The following is a 19,315-nucleotide window of genomic DNA, read 5'->3' as shown; positions in this document are numbered from 1 at the left end:
GTAATGGCAATCCCGTTTTTCAAAGAGCTGCGGATCGGCGGCTATCTGATCAAGCAGAAGATGTTGGGCCGCAAGCGCTACCCGCTGGTGCTGATGCTCGAACCGTTGTTCCGCTGCAATCTGGCCTGCGTCGGCTGCGGCAAGATCGACTACCCCGACGCTATCCTCAATCGCCGCATGACCGCGCAGGAATGCTGGGACGCAGCCGAAGAATGCGGCGCGCCGATGGTGGCGATTCCGGGGGGCGAGCCGCTGATCCACAAGGAGATCGGCGAGATCGTCCGCGGCCTGGTGGAACGCAAGAAATTCGTCTCGCTGTGCACCAACGCGCTGTTGCTCGAGAAGAAGCTGCATCTGTTCGAGCCGTCGCCCTATCTGTTCTTCTCGGTGCATCTCGACGGCATGAAGGAGCACCACGACAAGGCGGTGTCGCAGGAGGGCGTGTTCGACCGCGCGGTGTCGGCGATCAAGGCGGCGAAGGCCAAGGGCTTCACCGTCAACGTCAACGCCACGGTGTTCGACGGCCATTCCGCCGAAGACATCGCCAAGTTCATGGACTTCACCACCGAACTCGGCGTCGGCGTCTCGATGTCGCCGGGCTACGCCTATGAGCGGGCGCCCGATCAGGAGCACTTCCTCAACCGCACCAAGACCAAGAAGCTGTTCCGCGACGTCTTCGCGCTCGGCAAGGGCAAGAAGTGGAACTTCATGCATTCCGGTCTGTTCCTGGATTTCCTCGCGGGCAATCAGGAATACGAGTGCACCCCCTGGGGCATGCCGGCGCGCAACATCTTCGGCTGGCAGAAGCCCTGCTACCTGCTCGGCGAGGGCTACACGGCGACCTTCAAGGAATTGATGGAGACCACCGATTGGGACAGCTACGGCACCGGCAAGTACGAGAAGTGCGCCGACTGCATGGCGCATTGCGGCTACGAGCCGACCGCGGCGAATGCTTCGCTGGTCAATCCGCTGAAGGCGCTGTGGGTGTCGATCCGTGGCATTCGCACCGAGGGGCCGATGGCGCCGGAGATCAATCTGCAGAACCAGCGTCCGGCGCAGTACATCTTCTCGTCGGAAGTGCAGAAGCGGCTGTCGGAGATCCGCCGCGACGAAGCCGCCGAGGCCAAGACGCAGAAGCAGGCGTCGTCCGCAGCTTGAGCCGGTCAGCGGGTTAGCAACGTAACGAAAAAGCGCAGCCGCAAAGCTGCGTTTTTTTTGCGCTCAACGCGGGGGTGATTTTGCGCTCAACGCGGGACGCTGGAGAGTTGGCGGCCTCTCAGGCGACCAGACCGCCGCCGTCCACCAGCAGGCTGCGACAGCCGCGCAGGCTGCGCAGCGCGCGGTTGAAGTCGATGCCGGTCGAGACCAGCGCCTTGATGGTCGCGGGATTGCGCGCCACGCCGCGCAGCACCTTGCGCAGGTCGATGTCGCCGTTCGGCTTGATCGCGGTGGCGACCAGCGACGGCAGCGCCCGGCTGGCCGGATCGCTGACCACCCGCAGCGCCGCGAACGGCAGCCCGGCTTCGGCGGCATAATCCGCCGCGATGTGGCTTTCCATGTCGACGCCGGCGGCCCCGGTCTCGGAATGCAGCGCGGCCTTGGCGTCGCGCGCGCCGACCACCTTCTCGACGCCCACCAGTCCGCCGCGGACGATGCGCTGGCGTTCCAGATCGGCGCCGGCGAGCAGTTCCCGGCTCAGCTCCGGCGCGACGACCCAGCGCCGTGCGCCGGCCATCACTTCGGTGGCCAGGATGATGTCGCCGGTTCGCAGTTTGGGATCGAGGCCGCCGGCGACGCCGAAGCTGACCACGCCGCGCACGGTCTTTGGATCGAACACCGCGAGCAGCATCCGCAGCTGTTGCGGATCGCTACTGCTGCAGATGACGGTCAATCCGGGCCCCGCGGCGATGCGGGCTTCCTGCACCAAACCAGTCACAATCAACACCGGCCGCGAGTCAAACGAGTTGCTCGCGGACGAGTGGTCCCCCGCCCCCAAAATCACATCCCGACCCCTACCGCCTTACTGTTGGTGCTCCTGAGGTTTCGATACCGCGCCAGCGCCCACAGCGGAAAGAACTTTGCATAGCCATGATAACGCAAATAAAACACCCGCGGAAAGCCCGTAGCGGTATATCGCTGCTCGTCCCAGTAGCCTTTTCCGCTCTGTGTGCTTTTTAGGTACTCCACCCCCCGCGCCACCGCGGCGGATTCCACCTCGCCGGCCGCCATAAGCGCCAGCAACGCCCACGAGGTCTGCGAGGCGGTACTCGGGGCCTGCTGATATCCCTTGTAATCGAGCCGGTAGCTCTCGGCGTCCTCGCCCCAGCCGCCATCGGCGTTCTGAACCGACTCCAACCACGCCACCGCCTTGCGAATCGCCGGGTCCTGGTGATCGAGACCGGCGGCGTTCAGCGCGCACAGCACCGACCAGGTGCCGTAGATGTAATTCATGCCCCAGCGGCCGTACCAGGAGCCTTCCGGTAGCTGGGTACGCCGCAGATAGGCCAGGCCGTCGGCCAGCGGCTTGCTGCTCGCCGCGGTCTCGCCGAGCTGCGACAGCATCGAGACGCAGCGCGCGGTGACGTCCTCGGTCGGCGGATCGAGCATCGCGCCGTGGTCGGAGAACGGGATGTTGTTGAGGTAATATTCCAGATTGTTGACGTCGAACGCCGCCCAGCCGCCGTCGTCGGACTGCATGCCCTCGATCCATTCGCGGGCCCGCGCGATTGCCTCGTCATACTCGGCGCTGCCGGTGGCGCGGCGCGAGCGGTCCATCGCCATCACCACCACCGCGGTGTCGTCGAGGTCCGGATAATGCGCGTTGTTGTACTGGAACGCCCAGCCGCCGGGGCGCAGTTCCGGGCGCTTCACCGCCCAGTCGCCCTTGAGGTCGAGCACCTGCTTGGGCGCCAGCCAGTCGATGCCGCGCTTGGCCGGCGGCACCGCCGCCTCGCCGCCGACTTCGAGCAGCGCGTGGCAGCTCAGCGCGGTGTCCCAGATCGGCGACACGCAGGGCTGGCAGTAGGCTTCGTCGTCGCCGATCACCAGCAGCTTGTCGATGCCGCGCCTGGTGATCGCGCGCGGCGGATAGTCCTCGGGATAGCCCAGCACCTTGTACATCATCACGGTGTTGGCCATCGGCGGATAGATCGCGCCGAGGCCGTCCTCGCCGTTCAGCCGCTCCTCGATGAACTTCACCGCGAGCCCAATCGCATACGCGCGCAGCCGCTTCGGGAACCAGGGCTCGATCGTGCGCAACACGGTGTCGATGCCGGCGAACAGCTTGAACAGCGCCCAGCTCTGATGCGGCGCCTTGGCGGGCATCCCGATCGACTTCGGATCCTGCAGGAACAGTTCGTCGAGCCCGACCTGCAGCCTATTCACCGCCCGCGGCTTCAGCGCCGCCAGCACCATCAGCGGCACGATGGTGACGCGCGCCCAGTAGGAGATCTTGTTGAGATGGAACGGCGACCACATCGGCAGCAGCATGATCTCGACCGGCAGCACCGGCACGCTGCGCCAGGTGGTGATGCCGAACATCGACAGCATGAAGCGGGTGAACACGTTGCTGTGGATCGCGCCGCCGCGCGATCGGATCGCCTCGCGGGCCTTCGCCATATGCGGCGCGTCGACGTCGTCGCCGATCATCTTCAGCGCGAAGTAGGCCTTGACGCTGGCGCTGATGTCGAAGGCGCCGTCATGCACCAGCGCCCAGCCGCCATGAGCGCCCTGCAGCCGCCGCAGATAGTTGCCGATCTTGGCTTCTAACGCGACGTCGCCCGGCTCGCCGAGATAGTGCCGCAGCAGCAGATATTCCGACGGAATGGTGCAGTCGGCCTCAAGCTCGAACACCCAGTGGCCGTCGTCCTGCCGAAATCCCAGCAGCGCGCGCGTCGCGGCGTCGATGCTGGCATCGAGCGCTTCGCGGCCGATCATCGGCTGCTCGTTGATCCCGGATTGCATATCGCTGGTCGCTCCGTAACTGCTCAACTATGTCTTGCCAAAGGGTGCCGTTGCGGCGCTCAGCGCCGGCCGATGGCCTGCACGAGGTCGGCGGCACGATTGCCGGAACGCACCGATCCTTCGATGGTCGCCGGCAGTCCGGTATCGGTCCAGTCGCCGGCCAGCACCAGGTTGTTCCAGGCGGTGACCGGCCCCGGACGCAGCGCGTTCTGTTCCGGGGTAGCTTCGAAGGTAGCGCGGCGTTCGCGCACGATCTGCCAGGCCGGCAATTCTGCCGCGATCCCGGTCAGCGTACAAATCTCGCGCCAGATCTCGGCGGCGAGCTGTTCGCGCGGCAGTTCGACCAGGCGGTCGCCGTTGCTGATGGTGACCGAGAGCCGGTTCGGGAATGCGAACAGCCATTCCACCAGCCCGCCGACCACGCCGACCAGCGGCGGCTGGCCGGGCGGCGGCGCGTAGTTGAAATGCGCGTTGACGATCGCACGATATTTGCCGGGGGTCTTCACGCCGGGCAGCAGCATCGCGGCGGGCCGCGGCGGCACCGCCAGCACCACGGCGTCGTCCGGCCCGAGCGCGATGCTGTCGCCGCCGAAATCCAACGCGCCGATCTTGCCGTCGGCAAAGCTGAGCTTGCGCAGCTCGTGGCCAAATTGGACGTTGGCGCCGGAATTGCGCAACAACTCCACCGCCGGCTCGACCAATACCGCGCTCAAGCCGTCGCGCGCGATCAGCGGCCGGCAGGCCTTGCCGCCGGCGAGCAGCGTCTCGCGCACCACCGCGCCGGCAAGCCCCGCGGAGCCTTCCGGCGGATCGACGTTGAGCGCCGCGAGCAACAACGGCTGCACCAGGTTGCGATACAGCGTGCCCTCGCAGCGGATCGCATCGCCGACCAGCCTCGTGGTCGGCGCCCAGATCAGCGGCATCAAGGCCAGATAGTCGCGCAGCGTGGTGCCGGGCACCCGGCGCGCGTCGTCGAGCACCCACAACGGCAACCGGCCGTCGCCGAGCTGCAGCGTCCAGCGCGCATCATTGGCAAGATCGACGAACGGAAACTGCGCGGTGGCGGGGCCGACCAGCCCGGCCTCGGTGCCGATCGAGCGCGCATAGCCGACCGCGGCGCTGTTGCCGGACAATAACAAATGATTGCCGTTGTCGATGGTCAGCCCGGTCGCGGCGTCGAAATACGAACGGCAGCGGCCGCCGGCCTGCTGCATCGCCTCGTGGACGTGAACCTGGTAGTTAGCCTTGGCCAACCGGACGGCGGCCGACAGCCCGGAGATTCCGGCGCCGATGATATGAACGGTCTTCTGCACGGTCTTGGGCATCAGATGATCGCGTATTGCAGCAGGATCGCGATCCGCGAGGCCTTGCCGAGTTTCACCGGCGCGCGCGGCAGGTCGAAGCCGCGGGCGATCAGCAGTCGCAGGATGGCGTGGTAGTATTTCGACATGATCCGCGGCGCACGCACCAGCCGGCGCGGATTGCGGTTCATCACCTCGTCGGCGCGCTTGAAGTGCGACTGCGCCCGCGCCACCAAGGGCGCGCAGACCCGCGGCAGCGCCGCCTCCGCGATCACCAGCTGCGGATCGGTGCTGGTGATGCCGGCGGCGAGCAGGCCTTCGCGCGGCAGATAGAGCCGGCCGATGCCGGCATCCTCGTCGATGTCGCGCAGGATGTTGGTCAATTGCAGGGCGCGGCCGAGATGATAGGCCAGCGACAACCCGTCGTTCTCCGGCAGCCCGAAGATCCGCACCGACAGCCGGCCCACCGCGCTGGCGACGCGGTCGCAATACAGGTCGAGCGTCGCCTCGTCGGGGGCGCGGATGTCGGCCGGCACGTCCATTTCCATGCCGTCGATGATGTCGAGGAAATCCTTCCGCTTCAGTCCGAAGCGCTGCACCGAGGCGGTGTAATCGCGCAGCCGCGCCGGCGGGGTGCCGTTATACAGCGCGTCGATATCGTCGCGCCATTGCTGCAGATCGGCCAGACGCTGCGGCCGCGGCCCGTCGGAATCCGCGATGTCGTCGACATAGCGGCAGAAGCTGTAGACCTGGAACATCGCCTCGCGCTGTTCGCGCGGCAGAATGCGCATCGCGGCGTAGAACGAACTGGAGAGCGCGACGCCCTGGTGCTTGGCCGGGGTTGAGGTGGCTTGCTGATTCATGCGCGCGGCGCCGGTTTCGCGGTCGCGCGGCGACCGATGATTCGACGGATCAGTTCCGCGGAAATGCCGCCGGCGCTGGACAGCGCGAGATCGAGCGGCTTGAGATGCACGTTGTCACAGAGCGGATCGCGGACCTTGAGCAGCCCGACGATCTTGTCGGCGAACGCCTGGATCACCGCGACCTCGAGCCCGAGCCGGACGTCCTTGACCTCGGCGCTGAGCGACTTGGCTTCGATCAGCAGCCCTTCGGTGCGCACGGCCAAAGCCTGCAGGCATTGCAACAGCGCCGCCGAGGCGCGCGGCTTCGCCAGGTCTTCGACCGCGGCGCCCGCCGCGGCGAGCGCGTCGCGCGGCAGATACACCCGGTTGAGGGCGTTGTAGTCCTTGCCGCAGTCCTGCAAGTGGTTGTTGATTTGCAGGCCGGCGCACAGCGCGTCCGAGGCCGCCCAGGTCGCGGTGCTCTCGCCGTGGACGTCGAGCATGAAGCGGCCGACCGGCATGGCGGAATAGCGGCAGTAGTGGATCACTTCGTCCCAGGTCTCGTAACGCTGCTTGGTGACGTCCATGCGAAACGCGGTCAGCACGTCGAGCGCATGGCGCGGCGGCATCGCGCGCGCCGCCAAGGCGCGGCGCAGATTGACCGCCTCGGGCTGGCTGTCGCCCTGCCCCAGCAGCTCGGATTCCATCAGATCGAGATAGTTCAGCTTGGCCGCTGCGCCGAGCTCGGCGTGGTCGGCGATGTCGTCCGCGGTGCGGACAAAATTGTAGAACGCCAGGATCAATTCCCGGTGCCGCGGGTGGATGATCCACGACGCCACCGGGAAGTTCTCGTCCTTATGGGTCTTGCCGGATCGCAGCTCGCTGGCGGAGGTCATCGGGACGGCTAACTCGCTCAAAACAGGGGTGACGTCGCGCGCCGTCACTCCCCGGGCAGGCCCGGAGCGGGACGGATCGCGACGCCATATAAGGGAAATCCGGAGGCTTCACCAACGATATCTAAGGCTTGTCGGCTGTTCCGGGATCCGCCGGACCGCCGCGCGGGGCGGCAGCCGGTCCAACACCAGGGCTTTACTGACCGTGGTTGACCAACACCTGGTTGCAAGCCTTGGTCAATTTCGGCCGGTTTTGCTGCAGACAGGCCAAAATCACGAAATCGCCCTGGTCCATCAACGGCCGGCAGAAGCGCGAGACGTCGCGCGAGCAGGCTTCCTGCTCTTGTTTGGTGCCGCTGCGTTGTTGCTGGGCATTGGCGCTGGAAATGGCAACGAGAAGCAAGCTCACAGCAAGAATAATTTTCGGCATGGTGTCCTTCACAGTGGGGGCAGAGGGTGTCAATTCAATCACAGCGGAGCGATCGCGGTGCAGCCTAAAATGCGGTCTGCCGCACAGGCAACGCGTTCGTCCACCGATATGTAGCGCGCCAAAGCCGGCGCCGTTCCATCGATGCCGAACATCGTTCAAGGGCGGAACGCTTACGCGGATCCGTCCTTGCGGTAAACCCTTCTTGGCGACGTTTCGCCGCCAGTTGCGCTTGCAAATGCGGCCAAATTTGCGGCGCTGTCAAAATCAGACAAGGTTTCCCGATCGCCACCGTGGCGCCGCACCGGCATTTCAAATTTGGAAAAGATTTCGTTCGATCAGGAACTCGACGCGGTTTGCGCCGTCAACCCATCATGATTGCGATCGCCCCGCCGGCCGCAGCTTGAGTGGTCGGGGCGCGGATCGCATCTGGCGTTGCGGCCACCGCGACCCTACTTATATGGCTTGAACCGAACCACATTCGACACGACTAACCTGACGGATGCGGCAAACCTTCCTGGCGGGAACGGCAATTTTCAGAGGTAACGAAATATGAGACTGCTTCGCTCCGGATTCTCCATGCCCGCGCTCAAGGCCGCTGGCGTCGCCGCCGCGCTCGTGCTGTCAGCGCCAGCGAGCCACGCACAATCGGGCGGCCCGTTCGCCGGCTTTGATGGGGTCTGGTCGGGCACCGGCACCGTGTCGTTGTCGGACGGCAGCAACGAGCGGATTCGTTGCCGGGCCACTTACAGTGTCGGCGGCGGCGGCCAGGGGCTGAACCAGACCCTGCGCTGCGCGTCCGATAGCTACAAATTCGATCTCAGCAGCCGGGTAGTGAGCCAGGGCGGCACCGTCTCCGGCACCTGGAGCGAAGCCAGCCGCAATCTCAACGGCAATCTGCAGGGCCGCGCCGGCGGCGGCCACATCGAAGTGTTCGTCGAAGCCGCCGGCTTTGCGGCCAACCTGACCCTGACCACGCGCGGCAACAAGCAGTCGGTCTCGATCAGCTCGAAGGGCGAGATTCGCGGCGTCAACATCTCGATGGTGCGCAGCTAAAGCATGGTGCGCAGCTAACCATTTCGGCGCCGGATGTGCTCCGGCGCTACGCAGGGCTCACGCCAAGCGGCCGATCCGGGCATCATGCCCAGGTCGGCCGCTTTTTTTCGTGCCGATGCGGTGAGCCGGATTGCGAGTTCGAAGAACGAGCAAGTCCGGAATCCATAACCGCTGCGGTGGTTATGGATTCCGGGCGCACTCGCAGCGAAGCTTCTCGTGCCCCGGAATGACGGCCAGTGACTCTTGAACCGCATCAATCCTAACGGAAAATTCTCTAGAGCTCGGCCGACTCCGACTCCACAGCCTTGGCCCGCCCCGGCAGCGCGCCGCGCAGACGCTGCGACGTCGTGAGCAGCCACATCGCGGTCGGCCGCAGGATGAACAGGTCGGCCACCAGGGCCGCGACCATCGCAAAGGCGCTCAACCAGCCGAACAGCCGCAGCGACGGCAGGTCGGAGAACACCGTCACCACCAACCCGCAGGCCAGCACCACCGTGGTCAGGATCAAGGCCGGGCCGACCAGCACGGTGGCGCGCTCGACCGCGAGCGCCGAGCCGACGCCGGGTTTGTCTTCCAGCCGCAAGCGGTTGAGGAAGTGGATGGTGGCGGAAAGTCCCAGCCCGAACGACACCGTCAGCGCCACCACGCTGGCAAATTGCAGCCCCTCCCCGAGTGCCCACAGCACGGTGCCCGACAGCACCACCGGGAAAATCCCGGGCAGGATACAGGCCAGCATCACCACCACGGAGCGGAACGCCAGGCCGATGAACACCGCCACCAGGGCGAATTCGATGGTCAGCCCGTGGTTGAGCTTCTGGATCATGTTGGCGGAGTTGCGCGCCGCGATCGCCGACAGCCCGGTGACCGCGACTTCGTAGCCCGGGTGCTTCTGCCGCACCGCATCGAGCGATTTGTCGAGCTTCTCCACCACCGGCAGGATTTCGCTGGAGTCGAGATCCGGCACCCGCCCCGAGACCACCACCGCGGTCTGGTCGGCGGAGATGAAGCGGCGCACCAGATGCTCGGGAATCACGTTGACGTATTCCTGCAGCGTGGCTGTGTCGGAGCTGCCGGCCTTTTCGGCCAGCCAGCGCCGCAGCGTTTCCAGCGACCAGACGTTGCCGACGCCGGCCTGCTTTTCGACCATGGCGTGGACGTCGGCGATGGTCTGCAGCGTCTCCGGCGAATACAGCGTCTGCCCCTTGGGGAATTCCACCAGAATATCGATCGGGTTGGCGCCGGTCAGTTTGGCGTCGAGCCGGCCCGACGCCTCCACCGCCTGCTGCTTGTCCGGCACCTGATCGGCGAGCCGATAGCGCGGCTCCAGATTGGCATAGATCACCGCCAAGCCGCCGACCACGATCACCGCGATCAGGCTGAACAGCCCGGGTCGGCCGACCATCCGCACCGCGATCCAGTAGCAGAACCGCCGCAGCGCGTTGACGCCGGCGTCGGCGGCCTGGAATTTCGCCGCAAACACCTGCTCGTTGCGCACCAACAGCACGCCGAACACCGGCACCAGCGACAGCACCGCGATCAGCGCGATCACGGTGGCGGCGAGCCCGGCCTCGCCGAAGGCGCGGATCAGGTCGGAGTCGGAGAACTGCAGCGCCAGGAACGAAATGCCGGCGGTGGCGTGGGTCAGCACGCAGGCCGGCCCGACCACCAGCACGGCGTTGCGGAACGCCGAGAAGCGGTCCTCGCCCGCCAACAGCCGGTCACGCGCCGCGAAGGTGAGCTGCATCGAATCCGAGAAGCTGATCACCATGATCAGCGGCGTCATCACGTTGAGGAACATGTTGAGGCTGAAGCCGGCCCAGCCCAGCGCGCCGAGCGCCAACAGGATCGCCAACAGCGGCGGAAACGCCGCGACGATCATGAACGACACCTTGCGGAAGAAGATGATGGCGATCAGACAGCCGGCGAGGATCCCGGCGATATTGTAGATCAGCCCGTCGCGCTCCACCGCGTTGCGGATTTCGAGCTGCATCACCGGCACGCCGGACAGTTGCTTGGACAAGCCGGTGTCGGCGAGATCGTCGTTCATGATCTTGCGGATTTCGCCGACGGTCTTGCTGAGCTTGTTGTTGCCGACCACCTCGGGGTCGAGCGACAACACGATCAGCGCCAGCGTGCCGTCGTCCGACAGCAGCTTGCCGCGGATGATCTCGTTCGACTTCACCGTCTCGATGAATTTGTCGTAGTCGGCGCCTTGCGGCAATTCGTTGGGAAACAGCGCCGCCGGCAGCTTGCCCGGCGCCGGGGCCTGCCGCGCCGAGAACAGCGAGATCAGCCCGCGGGTGCCGTCGACCAGCTGCAGGTCGGTGACGAGGTCGCGGACTTTCTCCAGGTTGTCGCGGGCCAGCAGCGTCTTGCCCTCGACCACCACCAGCACGTCGAACTCGGTGGAGGGAAAGCGCTTGGTGACTTCCTCGTACTGCCGGTATTCCTTGGAGTTGGAGCGAAACAACTGGCTCAGCGAATCGTCGATCTTGATCCGCTGGATGCCGAAGATCGCCGCGACCACCAGCGCCAGCAGGATGACGCAGGACAGGATCGGGGTCTTCACCGCGATCAGTCCCAGCCGCTCGATGCCGAAGGCGATGCTGACCGACCGCCGCTTCAATTCATCGACGTCGGATCCGTTGGCGTTCTTATCGAGCATAAACTGTCCAGTCCTATCGGCGTCTGTGATCTAGCAGCCGTTCCGGGCATCAATGCGACCGCCGCAAATCGGTGCTAGTTCTTTGAAAACAGGCGAGAAATCACCTCGCCCGTGTGGCAAATCTGGTTCCGGTCTCGCAAGCGCGCGCGCCTGCGGCCGGGCATCAGGTCGCATCGAGCCGCCGCGGCAGGTCCGGGGCCTGCAGCCCGCTATCGTCCTTCAACGCGACGCCGGAGAGTTGCCGCGCGAAACTCTCACGCAGCAACCAGGCGATCTTGAACGCCGCCTCGTCGTTGCTGATTCCCGCGGCATGGATGTTGGAGACGCAATTGCGCTCCGCGTCGGTGAGCCCCGGTCGCGGCCCATAGGTGAGGTAAGCGCCGAGGCTGGCGGGCGCCGACAGCCCCGGCCGCTCGCCGATCAGCACCAGCACCATCCGCGCGCCGAGCAGCACGCCGATTTCGTCGCCGAGCGCCACCCGGGCGCCGGTGGCGACCACCGCGGCGCCGAGCCCGATGTGGGCCTCCGCCAGTCGCGGCAGCAGCGCGCGCACGACGTCGACCGCGCGGGCATTGACCGCAGTCGGCGACAGCCCGTCGCCGATCACCAGCACCAGATCGCAAGCGCCGCCAATTCGCGCGAGCGCGTCGCGCGACGCCGGATCGAGCTGCCGGCCGAGATCGGGCCGCACCAGATAGTCGTGACGGCCGCGGGCGCGACTCGCCACCTCGGAGCTTGCGAGCCCGAGCGCCGCCAGCTCCGCGGCGAGCCTCGCGCTGTCGAACGCCGAATGCACCGCATCGCGGGCCCGGGCGTGATCAAGCGTGAAGTCGAGCAACGCCCTGGTCGGCAGGCTCGAGCCTGCGCGGCCGAGCCCGACCCGGGCCGGCGTCAGCCGGCGCAGGTCGCGCAACGATGGCAGGGGAGAGCTTGGCGGTTGCGAGGTCATTCCGGCTGTTTCATTCCGCAGGTACCGACGCCTCGCGCAGCCGCAGCGAATAATTCGAGGCGGCGGCCTGCCCGGTGCAGGCCTTGCGGGCGTAAACGATCAGATGATGCGCCACCAACATGACGCTGAGAAAATGCTCGATCTCGCCGCGCCGCATCCGCCGCCAGGCAAATTTCCAGAACGCCCGGCGATAGTCGCCCTGAAAGCCGATCTGCCAGAACACATTGCGCATGATGATCAGGCCGCGCTTGATGTTCGCCCACGAGGCGCGCTGCCGCGTCGCCGGCAACGGCCGCCGATTCCCGTAAGTGTGTTCGATCTGGTATTCGAAGCGCGCCAAGAGCTTGTCCGGCTGATAGGCCTCCGCCATGCACTCCTTCCAGGTCGCCACCACGTCGTCATAGGGCAACAGGAAGTCGACGTTGGAATCGCGGTCCTCGTCGGCGATCAGCCGATGCTCGCGCTCCAGCCGGTCCCACAGCGGCGTCTTCGGCAACGCCTGCAACAGGTTGATGGTCAACAGCGGAATCTGCGATTCGGCGATGAAGTGCAGCAGGTTCTTGCCGGTATCCGGCTTGTCGGTGTCGAGGCCCAGGATGATTCCGGACACCACTTCGAGGCCGTAGCCGTTCAGCGTCTCGATCGCTTCCATGATCGGGACCGCCATGTTGTGGTCCTTGTGCATCGCCCGCAGCGCTTCCGGCTCCGGGGTCTCGATGCCGCAGAACACCGTGGTGAAATACGCCTCGCGCATCAACTGCAGGATTTCCGGCCGCTTGGCGATGTTCAGCGTCGCCTCGCACGCCAGCCGGATCGAGAACCCGGTCTTCTTCTGCCACTCGACGAGATGCGGCAAGAGATCGAGCGCCGCCTTGCGGTTGCCGATGAAATTGTCGTCGACGAAATACACCGAGCCCTGGATGCCGCATTCCAGCATGCGATCGAGCTCGGTGACGATCTGCTCCGGCGTCTTCAGCCGCGGATTGCGGCCGTACAGCCCCGGAATGTCGCAGAACTCGCATTGATAAGGGCAGCCGCTGGAATATTGCACGCTGCCGAGAAAATACTTGCTGCATTCCGCGAGCTCATAGGCCGGAATCGGAAACAGCGTCATGTCGAGCCGGTCTTCGGTCTGCAGCACCACCTGCTGATCGGGCCGCGACGGATCGCGCGCCAGCCGCGCGATCAACTGGTCGGTGGCGTCGCCGAGTTCGCCGATGTGCAGATAATCGAAGCTCGGATAATGATCCGGACAGGCGCTCACCGAGGGCCCGCCGATCGCCACCGCCAGATCGAAGGCGTGGGCGCGGCGGCAGATGTCGTTCATCTGGTTGCGCTGGATATGCATGCCGGAGACGAACACCGCCTCCGCCCACTCGAAATCATCGGGCGAGGCTGTGCGGATGTTTTCGTCGACGAAGCGGACGTCCCAGTTCTCCGGCAGATAGGCCGCGATCACCAGAATGCCCTGCGGCGGCATGAAGGCCTGCACGCCGTCGGTCAGCGGATAGGCATGTTCGAACGTGCCGAACGAGGAAGTGTAGCGCGGAAACACGCATAGGATGCGTCGGGCTGTAAAGCCACCTTCAGCTCGCATTGGACTCCCCCCCCTGAAACAGACTCATCGACCCGCGGCAACTCCCGGTTCCAGATCATCCAGAGCGATTCAAGGGAGAGGTGGCAAATGCTTGACGCCAAGGCAATCCGCAGTGAGCCGAACCGTTCCACGCATCGAGAACCGCCGAGCCATGGCAATTAAGCATGGCTGTCGAAGCTGGGCCAGAAATTCCTCAAGATTGTGGCGGGCCTCATTGTCAGTCGCGCGCCGCGCCCGGCCGGTTCAGACCCGCAGTGTCAGGCGATCAGCCGCGCGGCGAATTCCGGCAGCAGCAGGTCCTGCTCGGACAGCCGGCAGTCCGTTCCGGCCAGCCCGGTGCGCCGCAGCCAGTCGTCGAACTCCGGCGCGCGTTTCAAGCCGAACACCTCCCGCGCATAGAGCGCATCGTGGAAAGAGGTGGACTGGTAGTTCAGCATCACATCGTCGGCGCCCGGTATTCCCATGATGAAGGTGACGCCGGCGGCGGCGAGGCAGGTCAGCAGGGTATCCATGTCGTCCTGATCGGCCTCGGCGTGGTTGGTGTAGCAGATGTCGACGCCGAGCGGCAGGCCGAGCAGCTTGCCGCAGAAATGATCCTCCAGCCCGGCGCGGATGATCTGTTTGCCGTCGGCCAGGTACTCCGGCCCAATGAAGCCGACCACGCTGTTGACCAAGAGCGGATCGAAGGCGCGCGCCACCGCATAGGCACGGGCCTCGCAGGTCTGTTGGTCGACGCCGTGATGGGCGTTGGCCGACAGCGCCGAGCCCTGCCCGGTCTCGAAGTACATCACGTTGTGGCCGACGCTGCCGCGCCCTAGCGACAGCCCGGCCTGATGCGCCTGTTTCAACAACGCCAGATCGACGCCGAAGCTGCGGTTGGCCGCCTCGGTGCCGGCGATCGACTGGAACACCAGATCGACCGGCAGGCCCTGCTCGATCAGCGACAGCGTGGTGGTGACGTGGGTCAAGACGCAGCTTTGCGTCGGGATCTGCAGGCGCGCGATGATGTCGTCGAGCAGTTGCACCAGGCGACCGAGCACCGCCGGATCGTCGCTCGCCGGATTGATGCCGATGCAGGCGTCGCCGGAACCCAGCATCAGCCCGTCGACGATCGAGGCGGTGATCGCCCGCTCGTCATCATAGGGATGATTCGGCTGCAGCCGCACGCTCATCCGGCCGCGCAGCCCGATGGTATTGCGAAACCGAGTAATCACCGCGCACTTTTTCGCGACCAGAATCAGATCCTGGTTGCGCATCAGCTTCGAGGCCGCCGCGGCCATTTCCGGCGTCACGCCGCGCGCGATGCCGGCCAGCACTTCAGGGGACGCGGCGTCCGACAACAGCCAGTCGCGGAAGCCGCCGACGGTGAGTGCGGCGATCGGCCCGAACGCCGCGGCGTCGTGGCTGTCGATGATCAGCCGCGTCACCTCGTCGGCTTCGTAAGGCACCACCGCCTCGTTGAGAAACTGCCGCAGCGGCAGATCTGCCAGCGCCATCCTTGCGGCGATCATCTGTTCGGCGCTGTCGGCGGCGAGCCCGGCGAGACGATCGCCGGAGCGCGAAGGCGTCGCCTTGGCGAGCAGATCCCGCAGATCGGCGAACACAAAGCTGTGCTGGTCGATGGTGTGGCGATAGACCATGGCGGCTCCGATGCGGCGCGGCGATGGCGCCGCGACCGTTCGGAAACCTAGCATGAGAGGCGGCGTTTATGCTGCCCGAACGGTGAGCAGGAAGCACGTCACTTCGCCGCGCAGCTTCTCCGACTGCCGCGACAGTTCGGAGGCCGCGTTCAGCACCTCGCCGGCCGCCGCGCCGGTGTCGCCCGCCGTGGCGGTGATGCCGGCGATGTTGCTCGCCACCTCGTCGGTGCCGCGCGCGGCGTCCTGGATGCTGCGCGAGATTTCGACGGTGGCGGCGCTCTGCTGTTCCACCGCGGCCGCAATGGTCGAGGAGATTTCGTTCACCGCGCGGATCACCCCGGTGATGTTCTCGATCGCCGCGACGGAGTCCTCGGTCGAGCTCTGGATGTCGCCGACCTGGCCGGCGATCTCCGCGGTGGCCTTGGCGGTCTGTTCGGCGAGCGATTTCACTTCCTGCGCCACCACGGCGAAGCCGCGGCCGGCCTCGCCGGCGCGCGCCGCCTCGATGGTGGCATTGAGCGCCAACAGATTGGTCTGCGCCGCGATGTTGTTGATCAGGTCGACCACCGCGCCGATCTTCTGCGCGCCGTCCGACAGCCGCTTCATGGTCGCCGCGGTCTGATCGGCGTCGCGCGCAGCACCGCCGGCGATCCGCGCCGATTCGTGCACCTGGCGGGAAATCTCCATCGTCGAACTGGTGAGCTGCTCTGTGGCGGCGGCGACCGACTGCACGCTCTTCGAGGCGTCTTTCGACGCGCTGTTCACCACTTCGGATCGCGTGGCCGCGGCCTTGGCCGATCCGGTCATCGATTCCGCGGAAGCCTGCAGCTCGGTCGCGGCCGACGCCACGATGTTGACGACCCCGCCGATCGACTTTTCGAATCCGTCCGCCAGCTTCTCCAGCACGGTGCGGCGGTCGCGCCGTCCGGCTTCGATGTACACCGCGATCGCGTAATCCATGTCCAGCATCGAGGCCTTGATGATCGCCTGCTGCAGCGCGGTCTTCTTCTGCAGCGCGTGACGGTCGAATCGCCCGGTCGGCATCCGCAGCGCCACCGCTTCGATCAGCCCGGACACCAGCGCGTTGTAACCGCCGATGTACCAACGCGGCTCGAGGCCGAGTTTGTTGTGGACCTCGCCGACCTTGGTGACCGAGGCCTCATAGGCATCGTCGAACCGGCCGTCGAGGATCACCCCCCAATGCTTGATCTGCATCTTGCGGGCATGGGCCATCCGCTCCGGAGTCTTGAAATGTGCCGACACTTCAGGGAAGCGGGCGATGTGCTGGTAGAACCGCTCCAGGATCGGCTCCAGCTCGGCCAACACGAAGGCTTTCCCCGCCCGCAGCGCGGCGATGGTGTCCTGATCGATCAGATTGAATTTGAGGCGCTCGGCAATCGTAGAGGTGTTGCTCATGTCGATCTCGCGGCATTGGCCGGCAGGGCCGGAACGGGTCAAATTCGAAGGCTGCCACTACGTCATGTGGCTATACTGGTTCGGCTTCGGTGTCCGCCGCGATGCATCGTCGTCCTGAGCACCGCGTGACAAATCAGCTATCTAATCAAATGGTACCAGAAAACAGAATTTTTCGTGAGTTCTAAGCTACGTAAGACTACGCAACCGGAACTCTTGCGAACCATGCGACTGATCCCCCTGTCTGGAGATCGTGACGGCAAACGCCACTTGCAGGCGCGGCCAACCCGTTCGACTACGCGACCCGGACGGTGGCGAGGAATTTGTTGACCTCGGCCTTCAGCCGCTTGTTCTCGCTCGACAGCAGTTGCGCCGACGACAGCACCTGCGAGGACGCCGAGCCGATGTCGCTGGCGCCGCGGCTGACGTCGCCGATGTTGTTGGCGACCTGGGTGGAGCCGACCGCCGCCTGCTGCACGTTGCGGGCGATGTCTCGCGTCGCGGCGCCCTGCTGCTCGATCGACGCCGCGATGGTCGCGGCGATCCCCGACACCCGGGCGATGGTGCCGCCGATCTGCTTGATCGCCACCACGGATTCCTCGGTCGCCGCCTGCATCTCGGCGATCTGCGCGCTGATCTCGCCGGTGGCCTGCGCGGTCTGCGAGGCGAGTTCCTTGACCTCCTGCGCCACCACGGCGAAGCCGCGCCCGGCCTCGCCGGCGCGGGCGGATTCGATCGTGGCGTTGAGCGCCAGCAGATTGGTCTGCGCCGCGATCCTGGCGATCATCTCGGTGACGTCGCCGATGCGGCCCGCGGCCAGCGCCAGCTTGGCGATCCGCGCGTCGGTGTCTTTGGCCTGCTGCACCGCCTCGTCGGTGATCTTGCCGGAGAGTTGCACCTGGCTGCCGATCGCGCTGATCGAGGCCGCCATCTGCTCGGTGGCGTCCGCCACCGATTGGACGTTGCTCGAGGTCTCCTCCGAAGCCGCGGTCACCACGGTGCTGAGCTGTTGCGTCGCGGCACTGCTGTTGGCCAGCACGATCGCCGAATTTTCCAATTCGCCCGAGGCAGTGCCGACGTTTTCGATGATCTTGCCGACCGCGGATTCGAAACGCTCGGCGAGTTCGTGCAACTCGATGCGGCGGGCGGCGGCGAGTTCGCGGCTCTTCTCTTCGCGCTCGGCGACCTCGCGCTCGGCCTTGGCGGCGGCCTGAACTTTGAATTCTTCGACCGCGCGGGCCATCTGGCCGACCTCGTCGTGGCGATCGAGCCCTGGCAATTGCACTTCGAAATTGCCGGAGGCCAATTCGCGCATCGCGCGGGCCATCGCCACCACCGGACGGGAGATGTCGCGGCCGATCAGGAACGACAGCAACACGCCGGTGAGCGCCACCGCGACCAGGATCACCAGCAACAGTGATTGCTGCTGCTCGAGCCGCATCCCGGAGCGCGCGACTTCGAGATCGCGGCTTTCATTGCTGGCCAGCGTCAGCTGGTCGGTCAATTGATCGATCTCGCCGAAATGCCGCTCGGCGCCCTTGATGAACATCATCGCCGAGCCGGGATCGCCGTCGGCCATGTCGATCGCGCCGCTGGACTGCTTGAGATAGCCGGCGACCGCGGTCTTCAGCTTGCGCAGGATCTCCGGCTTCACCGCCGTCGGATCGAACACGCCTTCGATCGCCTTCAACGCGGTCGGAACCTTGGCGGCGGCGGAGGAGGCCTCCTTGGAGGCCACCGCAATCTTGCTGGCGTCGGTTTCATTGGCGGCCATCGCGGCCAGCCGGTACAGCTTGGCGTGGGCTTCCCACAGCGTGGAGTCGAGCTCGCCGGCGAGCTCGGACTGCCGGACCGGGCCTGCGATCAGCGCGTCGGCATTTTCCCGGTTCAGCTTCAGCGTCTGCAGGGTGTAGGCGCCGACGCCGATTAGTGCGACGATCAGCAACGTCGGCGCGAGCTGAACCTTCCACGGCAAACCGAGGTTCCTGATCAGCTTCAGCATGGCACCCTTCGCTCGTTCAGCGCGTCAGCCGGCAATCGCGATGCCGGTGGTTACTTGTAGATGCCCGCGCAGACCGCGGTGTTGTCCAGCTTCTCGCAATACATCTGCTTCGGCTCGACCTTCTTGCTGACCGGATTGACGAACTTGTAGTCCTGCCAGAACGACGGCTGCTTGGCGGCGAACTCGACGCGCTCCTTGACGTACAGCTTGCCGTCGACGTCCTGGGCGTCGATCATGTCCTTGCCGATGAACTTTTGATTGGAGCCGTGCGCCAGCACCTTGCCGTCGAGCTGATAGACCACGACGTAAAGGTCGCCCTTGACGAATTTGCCGGCCTTGTCGCTGATGTCCGGATAGGCCTTGTCCGGCCCCTGCTCCTTGATGAACGTCACCGCGTTCTTCACCATGGCGATGGCGTCGTCCTTGCCGACGCCCTCGCCGCCGTGAGCTGCGAACGGGAGCATTGCGGCAACGGCCGCGCAACACATCAGGCGGGACATCTTGGCGTTCACATCGAATCTCCGTGACACAAGGGAGCGACGGCTTTCTTGCCGCGCCTGGTCACAG

Annotated in this window: 15 protein-coding genes; 2 read left to right on the top strand and 13 right to left on the bottom strand. The window is 65.6% G+C overall.

Translation table 11 applies throughout. The features are described 5' to 3' along the window. Positions 1–3: 3 nt before the first annotated feature. Positions 4–1,158 (top strand): adenosyl-hopene transferase HpnH, encoded by a 1,155-nt coding sequence (gene hpnH / locus HNR60_RS12410; protein ID WP_184257883.1) that lies wholly within the window; start codon positions 4–6, stop codon positions 1,156–1,158. A 118-nt stretch (positions 1,159–1,276) separates the two neighbouring features. On the opposite strand, the gene HNR60_RS12405 is transcribed toward hpnH, so the two are convergent. From HNR60_RS12405 to HNR60_RS12380, 6 genes are all read right to left on the bottom strand, one after another. Further along, entirely contained in the window at positions 1,277–2,002 is a 726-nt protein-coding gene (locus tag HNR60_RS12405; RefSeq protein ID WP_184257881.1) for a phosphorylase, read from the bottom strand. After that, positions 1,999–3,963, bottom strand: coding sequence for a squalene--hopene cyclase (gene shc / locus HNR60_RS12400; RefSeq protein WP_184258036.1), 1,965 nt, complete (start codon positions 3,961–3,963; stop codon positions 1,999–2,001). Before shc ends, HNR60_RS12405 begins: the two co-directional genes overlap by 4 nt. Positions 3,964–4,022: 59 nt before the next feature. Continuing rightward, positions 4,023–5,276, bottom strand: coding sequence for a hydroxysqualene dehydroxylase HpnE (gene hpnE, locus HNR60_RS12395; protein WP_184258033.1), 1,254 nt, complete (start codon positions 5,274–5,276; stop codon positions 4,023–4,025). A gap of 11 nt (positions 5,277–5,287) precedes the next feature. Next, the gene (hpnD, locus tag HNR60_RS12390) at positions 5,288–6,127 is read right to left on the bottom strand and encodes a presqualene diphosphate synthase HpnD (protein ID WP_184257879.1); all 840 of its coding nucleotides are present in this window, start codon (positions 6,125–6,127) and stop codon (positions 5,288–5,290) included. Continuing rightward, positions 6,124–7,002 (bottom strand): squalene synthase HpnC, encoded by an 879-nt coding sequence (gene hpnC, locus HNR60_RS12385; RefSeq protein ID WP_184257877.1) that lies wholly within the window; start codon positions 7,000–7,002, stop codon positions 6,124–6,126. The genes hpnD and hpnC overlap by 4 nt, the downstream gene beginning before the upstream one ends. 193 nt (positions 7,003–7,195) lie before the next feature. Further along, positions 7,196–7,429: a hypothetical protein gene (locus HNR60_RS12380; protein ID WP_184258031.1), complete on the bottom strand. Its 234-nt coding sequence runs from the start codon at positions 7,427–7,429 to the stop codon at positions 7,196–7,198. 549 nt (positions 7,430–7,978) lie between these two features. On the opposite strand from HNR60_RS12380, the gene HNR60_RS12375 reads away from it, so the two are divergent. Then, positions 7,979–8,482 (top strand): hypothetical protein, encoded by a 504-nt coding sequence (locus HNR60_RS12375; protein WP_184257875.1) that lies wholly within the window; start codon positions 7,979–7,981, stop codon positions 8,480–8,482. Between the two features lie 274 nt (positions 8,483–8,756). Here HNR60_RS12375 and HNR60_RS12370 read toward each other — a convergent pair whose 3' ends face one another. From HNR60_RS12370 to HNR60_RS12340, 7 genes are all read right to left on the bottom strand, one after another. After that, positions 8,757–11,147, bottom strand: a complete 2,391-nt coding sequence (locus tag HNR60_RS12370) for an efflux RND transporter permease subunit (RefSeq protein WP_184257872.1) — start codon at positions 11,145–11,147, stop codon at positions 8,757–8,759. A gap of 163 nt (positions 11,148–11,310) precedes the next feature. Further along, the gene (gene eutC / locus HNR60_RS12365) at positions 11,311–12,096 is read right to left on the bottom strand and encodes an ethanolamine ammonia-lyase subunit EutC (protein WP_184257870.1); all 786 of its coding nucleotides are present in this window, start codon (positions 12,094–12,096) and stop codon (positions 11,311–11,313) included. A gap of 10 nt (positions 12,097–12,106) precedes the next feature. After that, complete coding sequence (locus HNR60_RS12360) at positions 12,107–13,693, bottom strand: B12-binding domain-containing radical SAM protein (RefSeq protein ID WP_184257868.1); 1,587 nt, start codon at positions 13,691–13,693, stop codon at positions 12,107–12,109. A 257-nt stretch (positions 13,694–13,950) separates the two neighbouring features. Further along, entirely contained in the window at positions 13,951–15,333 is a 1,383-nt protein-coding gene (locus HNR60_RS12355) for an ethanolamine ammonia-lyase subunit EutB (RefSeq protein WP_184257867.1), read from the bottom strand. Between the two features lie 66 nt (positions 15,334–15,399). Next, entirely contained in the window at positions 15,400–16,749 is a 1,350-nt protein-coding gene (locus tag HNR60_RS12350; protein ID WP_184257865.1) for a globin-coupled sensor protein, read from the bottom strand. A 292-nt stretch (positions 16,750–17,041) separates the two neighbouring features. Next, the gene (locus HNR60_RS12345) at positions 17,042–18,748 is read right to left on the bottom strand and encodes a methyl-accepting chemotaxis protein (RefSeq protein ID WP_184257863.1); all 1,707 of its coding nucleotides are present in this window, start codon (positions 18,746–18,748) and stop codon (positions 17,042–17,044) included. Between the two features lie 50 nt (positions 18,749–18,798). After that, on the bottom strand, positions 18,799–19,212 hold the full coding sequence (locus tag HNR60_RS12340; RefSeq protein WP_246432920.1) for a cache domain-containing protein: 414 nt from the start codon (positions 19,210–19,212) through the stop codon (positions 18,799–18,801). Positions 19,213–19,315: the final 103 nt, after the last annotated feature.

Origin of the sequence: Rhodopseudomonas rhenobacensis, from assembly GCF_014203125.1 — a bacterium.
GTDB lineage: Bacteria > Pseudomonadota > Alphaproteobacteria > Rhizobiales > Xanthobacteraceae > Rhodopseudomonas_A > Rhodopseudomonas_A rhenobacensis.
The sequence above is the reverse complement of the archived record's forward strand: the minus strand, read 5'-3'. Positions and strand labels throughout refer to the sequence as shown.

Coding starts and splice junctions, on each gene's coding strand:
- hpnH (WP_184257883.1), top strand. CDS start 4: ATGGCAATCCCGTTTTTCAAAGAGCTGCGGATCGGCGGCTATCTGATC.
- shc (WP_184258036.1), bottom strand. CDS start 3,963: ATGCAATCCGGGATCAACGAGCAGCCGATGATCGGCCGCGAAGCGCTC.
- hpnD (WP_184257879.1), bottom strand. CDS start 6,127: ATGAATCAGCAAGCCACCTCAACCCCGGCCAAGCACCAGGGCGTCGCG.
- hpnC (WP_184257877.1), bottom strand. CDS start 7,002: ATGACCTCCGCCAGCGAGCTGCGATCCGGCAAGACCCATAAGGACGAG.
- HNR60_RS12380 (WP_184258031.1), bottom strand. CDS start 7,429: ATGCCGAAAATTATTCTTGCTGTGAGCTTGCTTCTCGTTGCCATTTCC.
- HNR60_RS12375 (WP_184257875.1), top strand. CDS start 7,979: ATGAGACTGCTTCGCTCCGGATTCTCCATGCCCGCGCTCAAGGCCGCT.
- HNR60_RS12370 (WP_184257872.1), bottom strand. CDS start 11,147: ATGCTCGATAAGAACGCCAACGGATCCGACGTCGATGAATTGAAGCGG.
- eutC (WP_184257870.1), bottom strand. CDS start 12,096: ATGACCTCGCAACCGCCAAGCTCTCCCCTGCCATCGTTGCGCGACCTG.
- HNR60_RS12360 (WP_184257868.1), bottom strand. CDS start 13,693: ATGCGAGCTGAAGGTGGCTTTACAGCCCGACGCATCCTATGCGTGTTT.
- HNR60_RS12355 (WP_184257867.1), bottom strand. CDS start 15,333: ATGGTCTATCGCCACACCATCGACCAGCACAGCTTTGTGTTCGCCGAT.
- HNR60_RS12350 (WP_184257865.1), bottom strand. CDS start 16,749: ATGAGCAACACCTCTACGATTGCCGAGCGCCTCAAATTCAATCTGATC.
- HNR60_RS12345 (WP_184257863.1), bottom strand. CDS start 18,748: ATGCTGAAGCTGATCAGGAACCTCGGTTTGCCGTGGAAGGTTCAGCTC.
- HNR60_RS12340 (WP_246432920.1), bottom strand. CDS start 19,212: ATGCTCCCGTTCGCAGCTCACGGCGGCGAGGGCGTCGGCAAGGACGAC.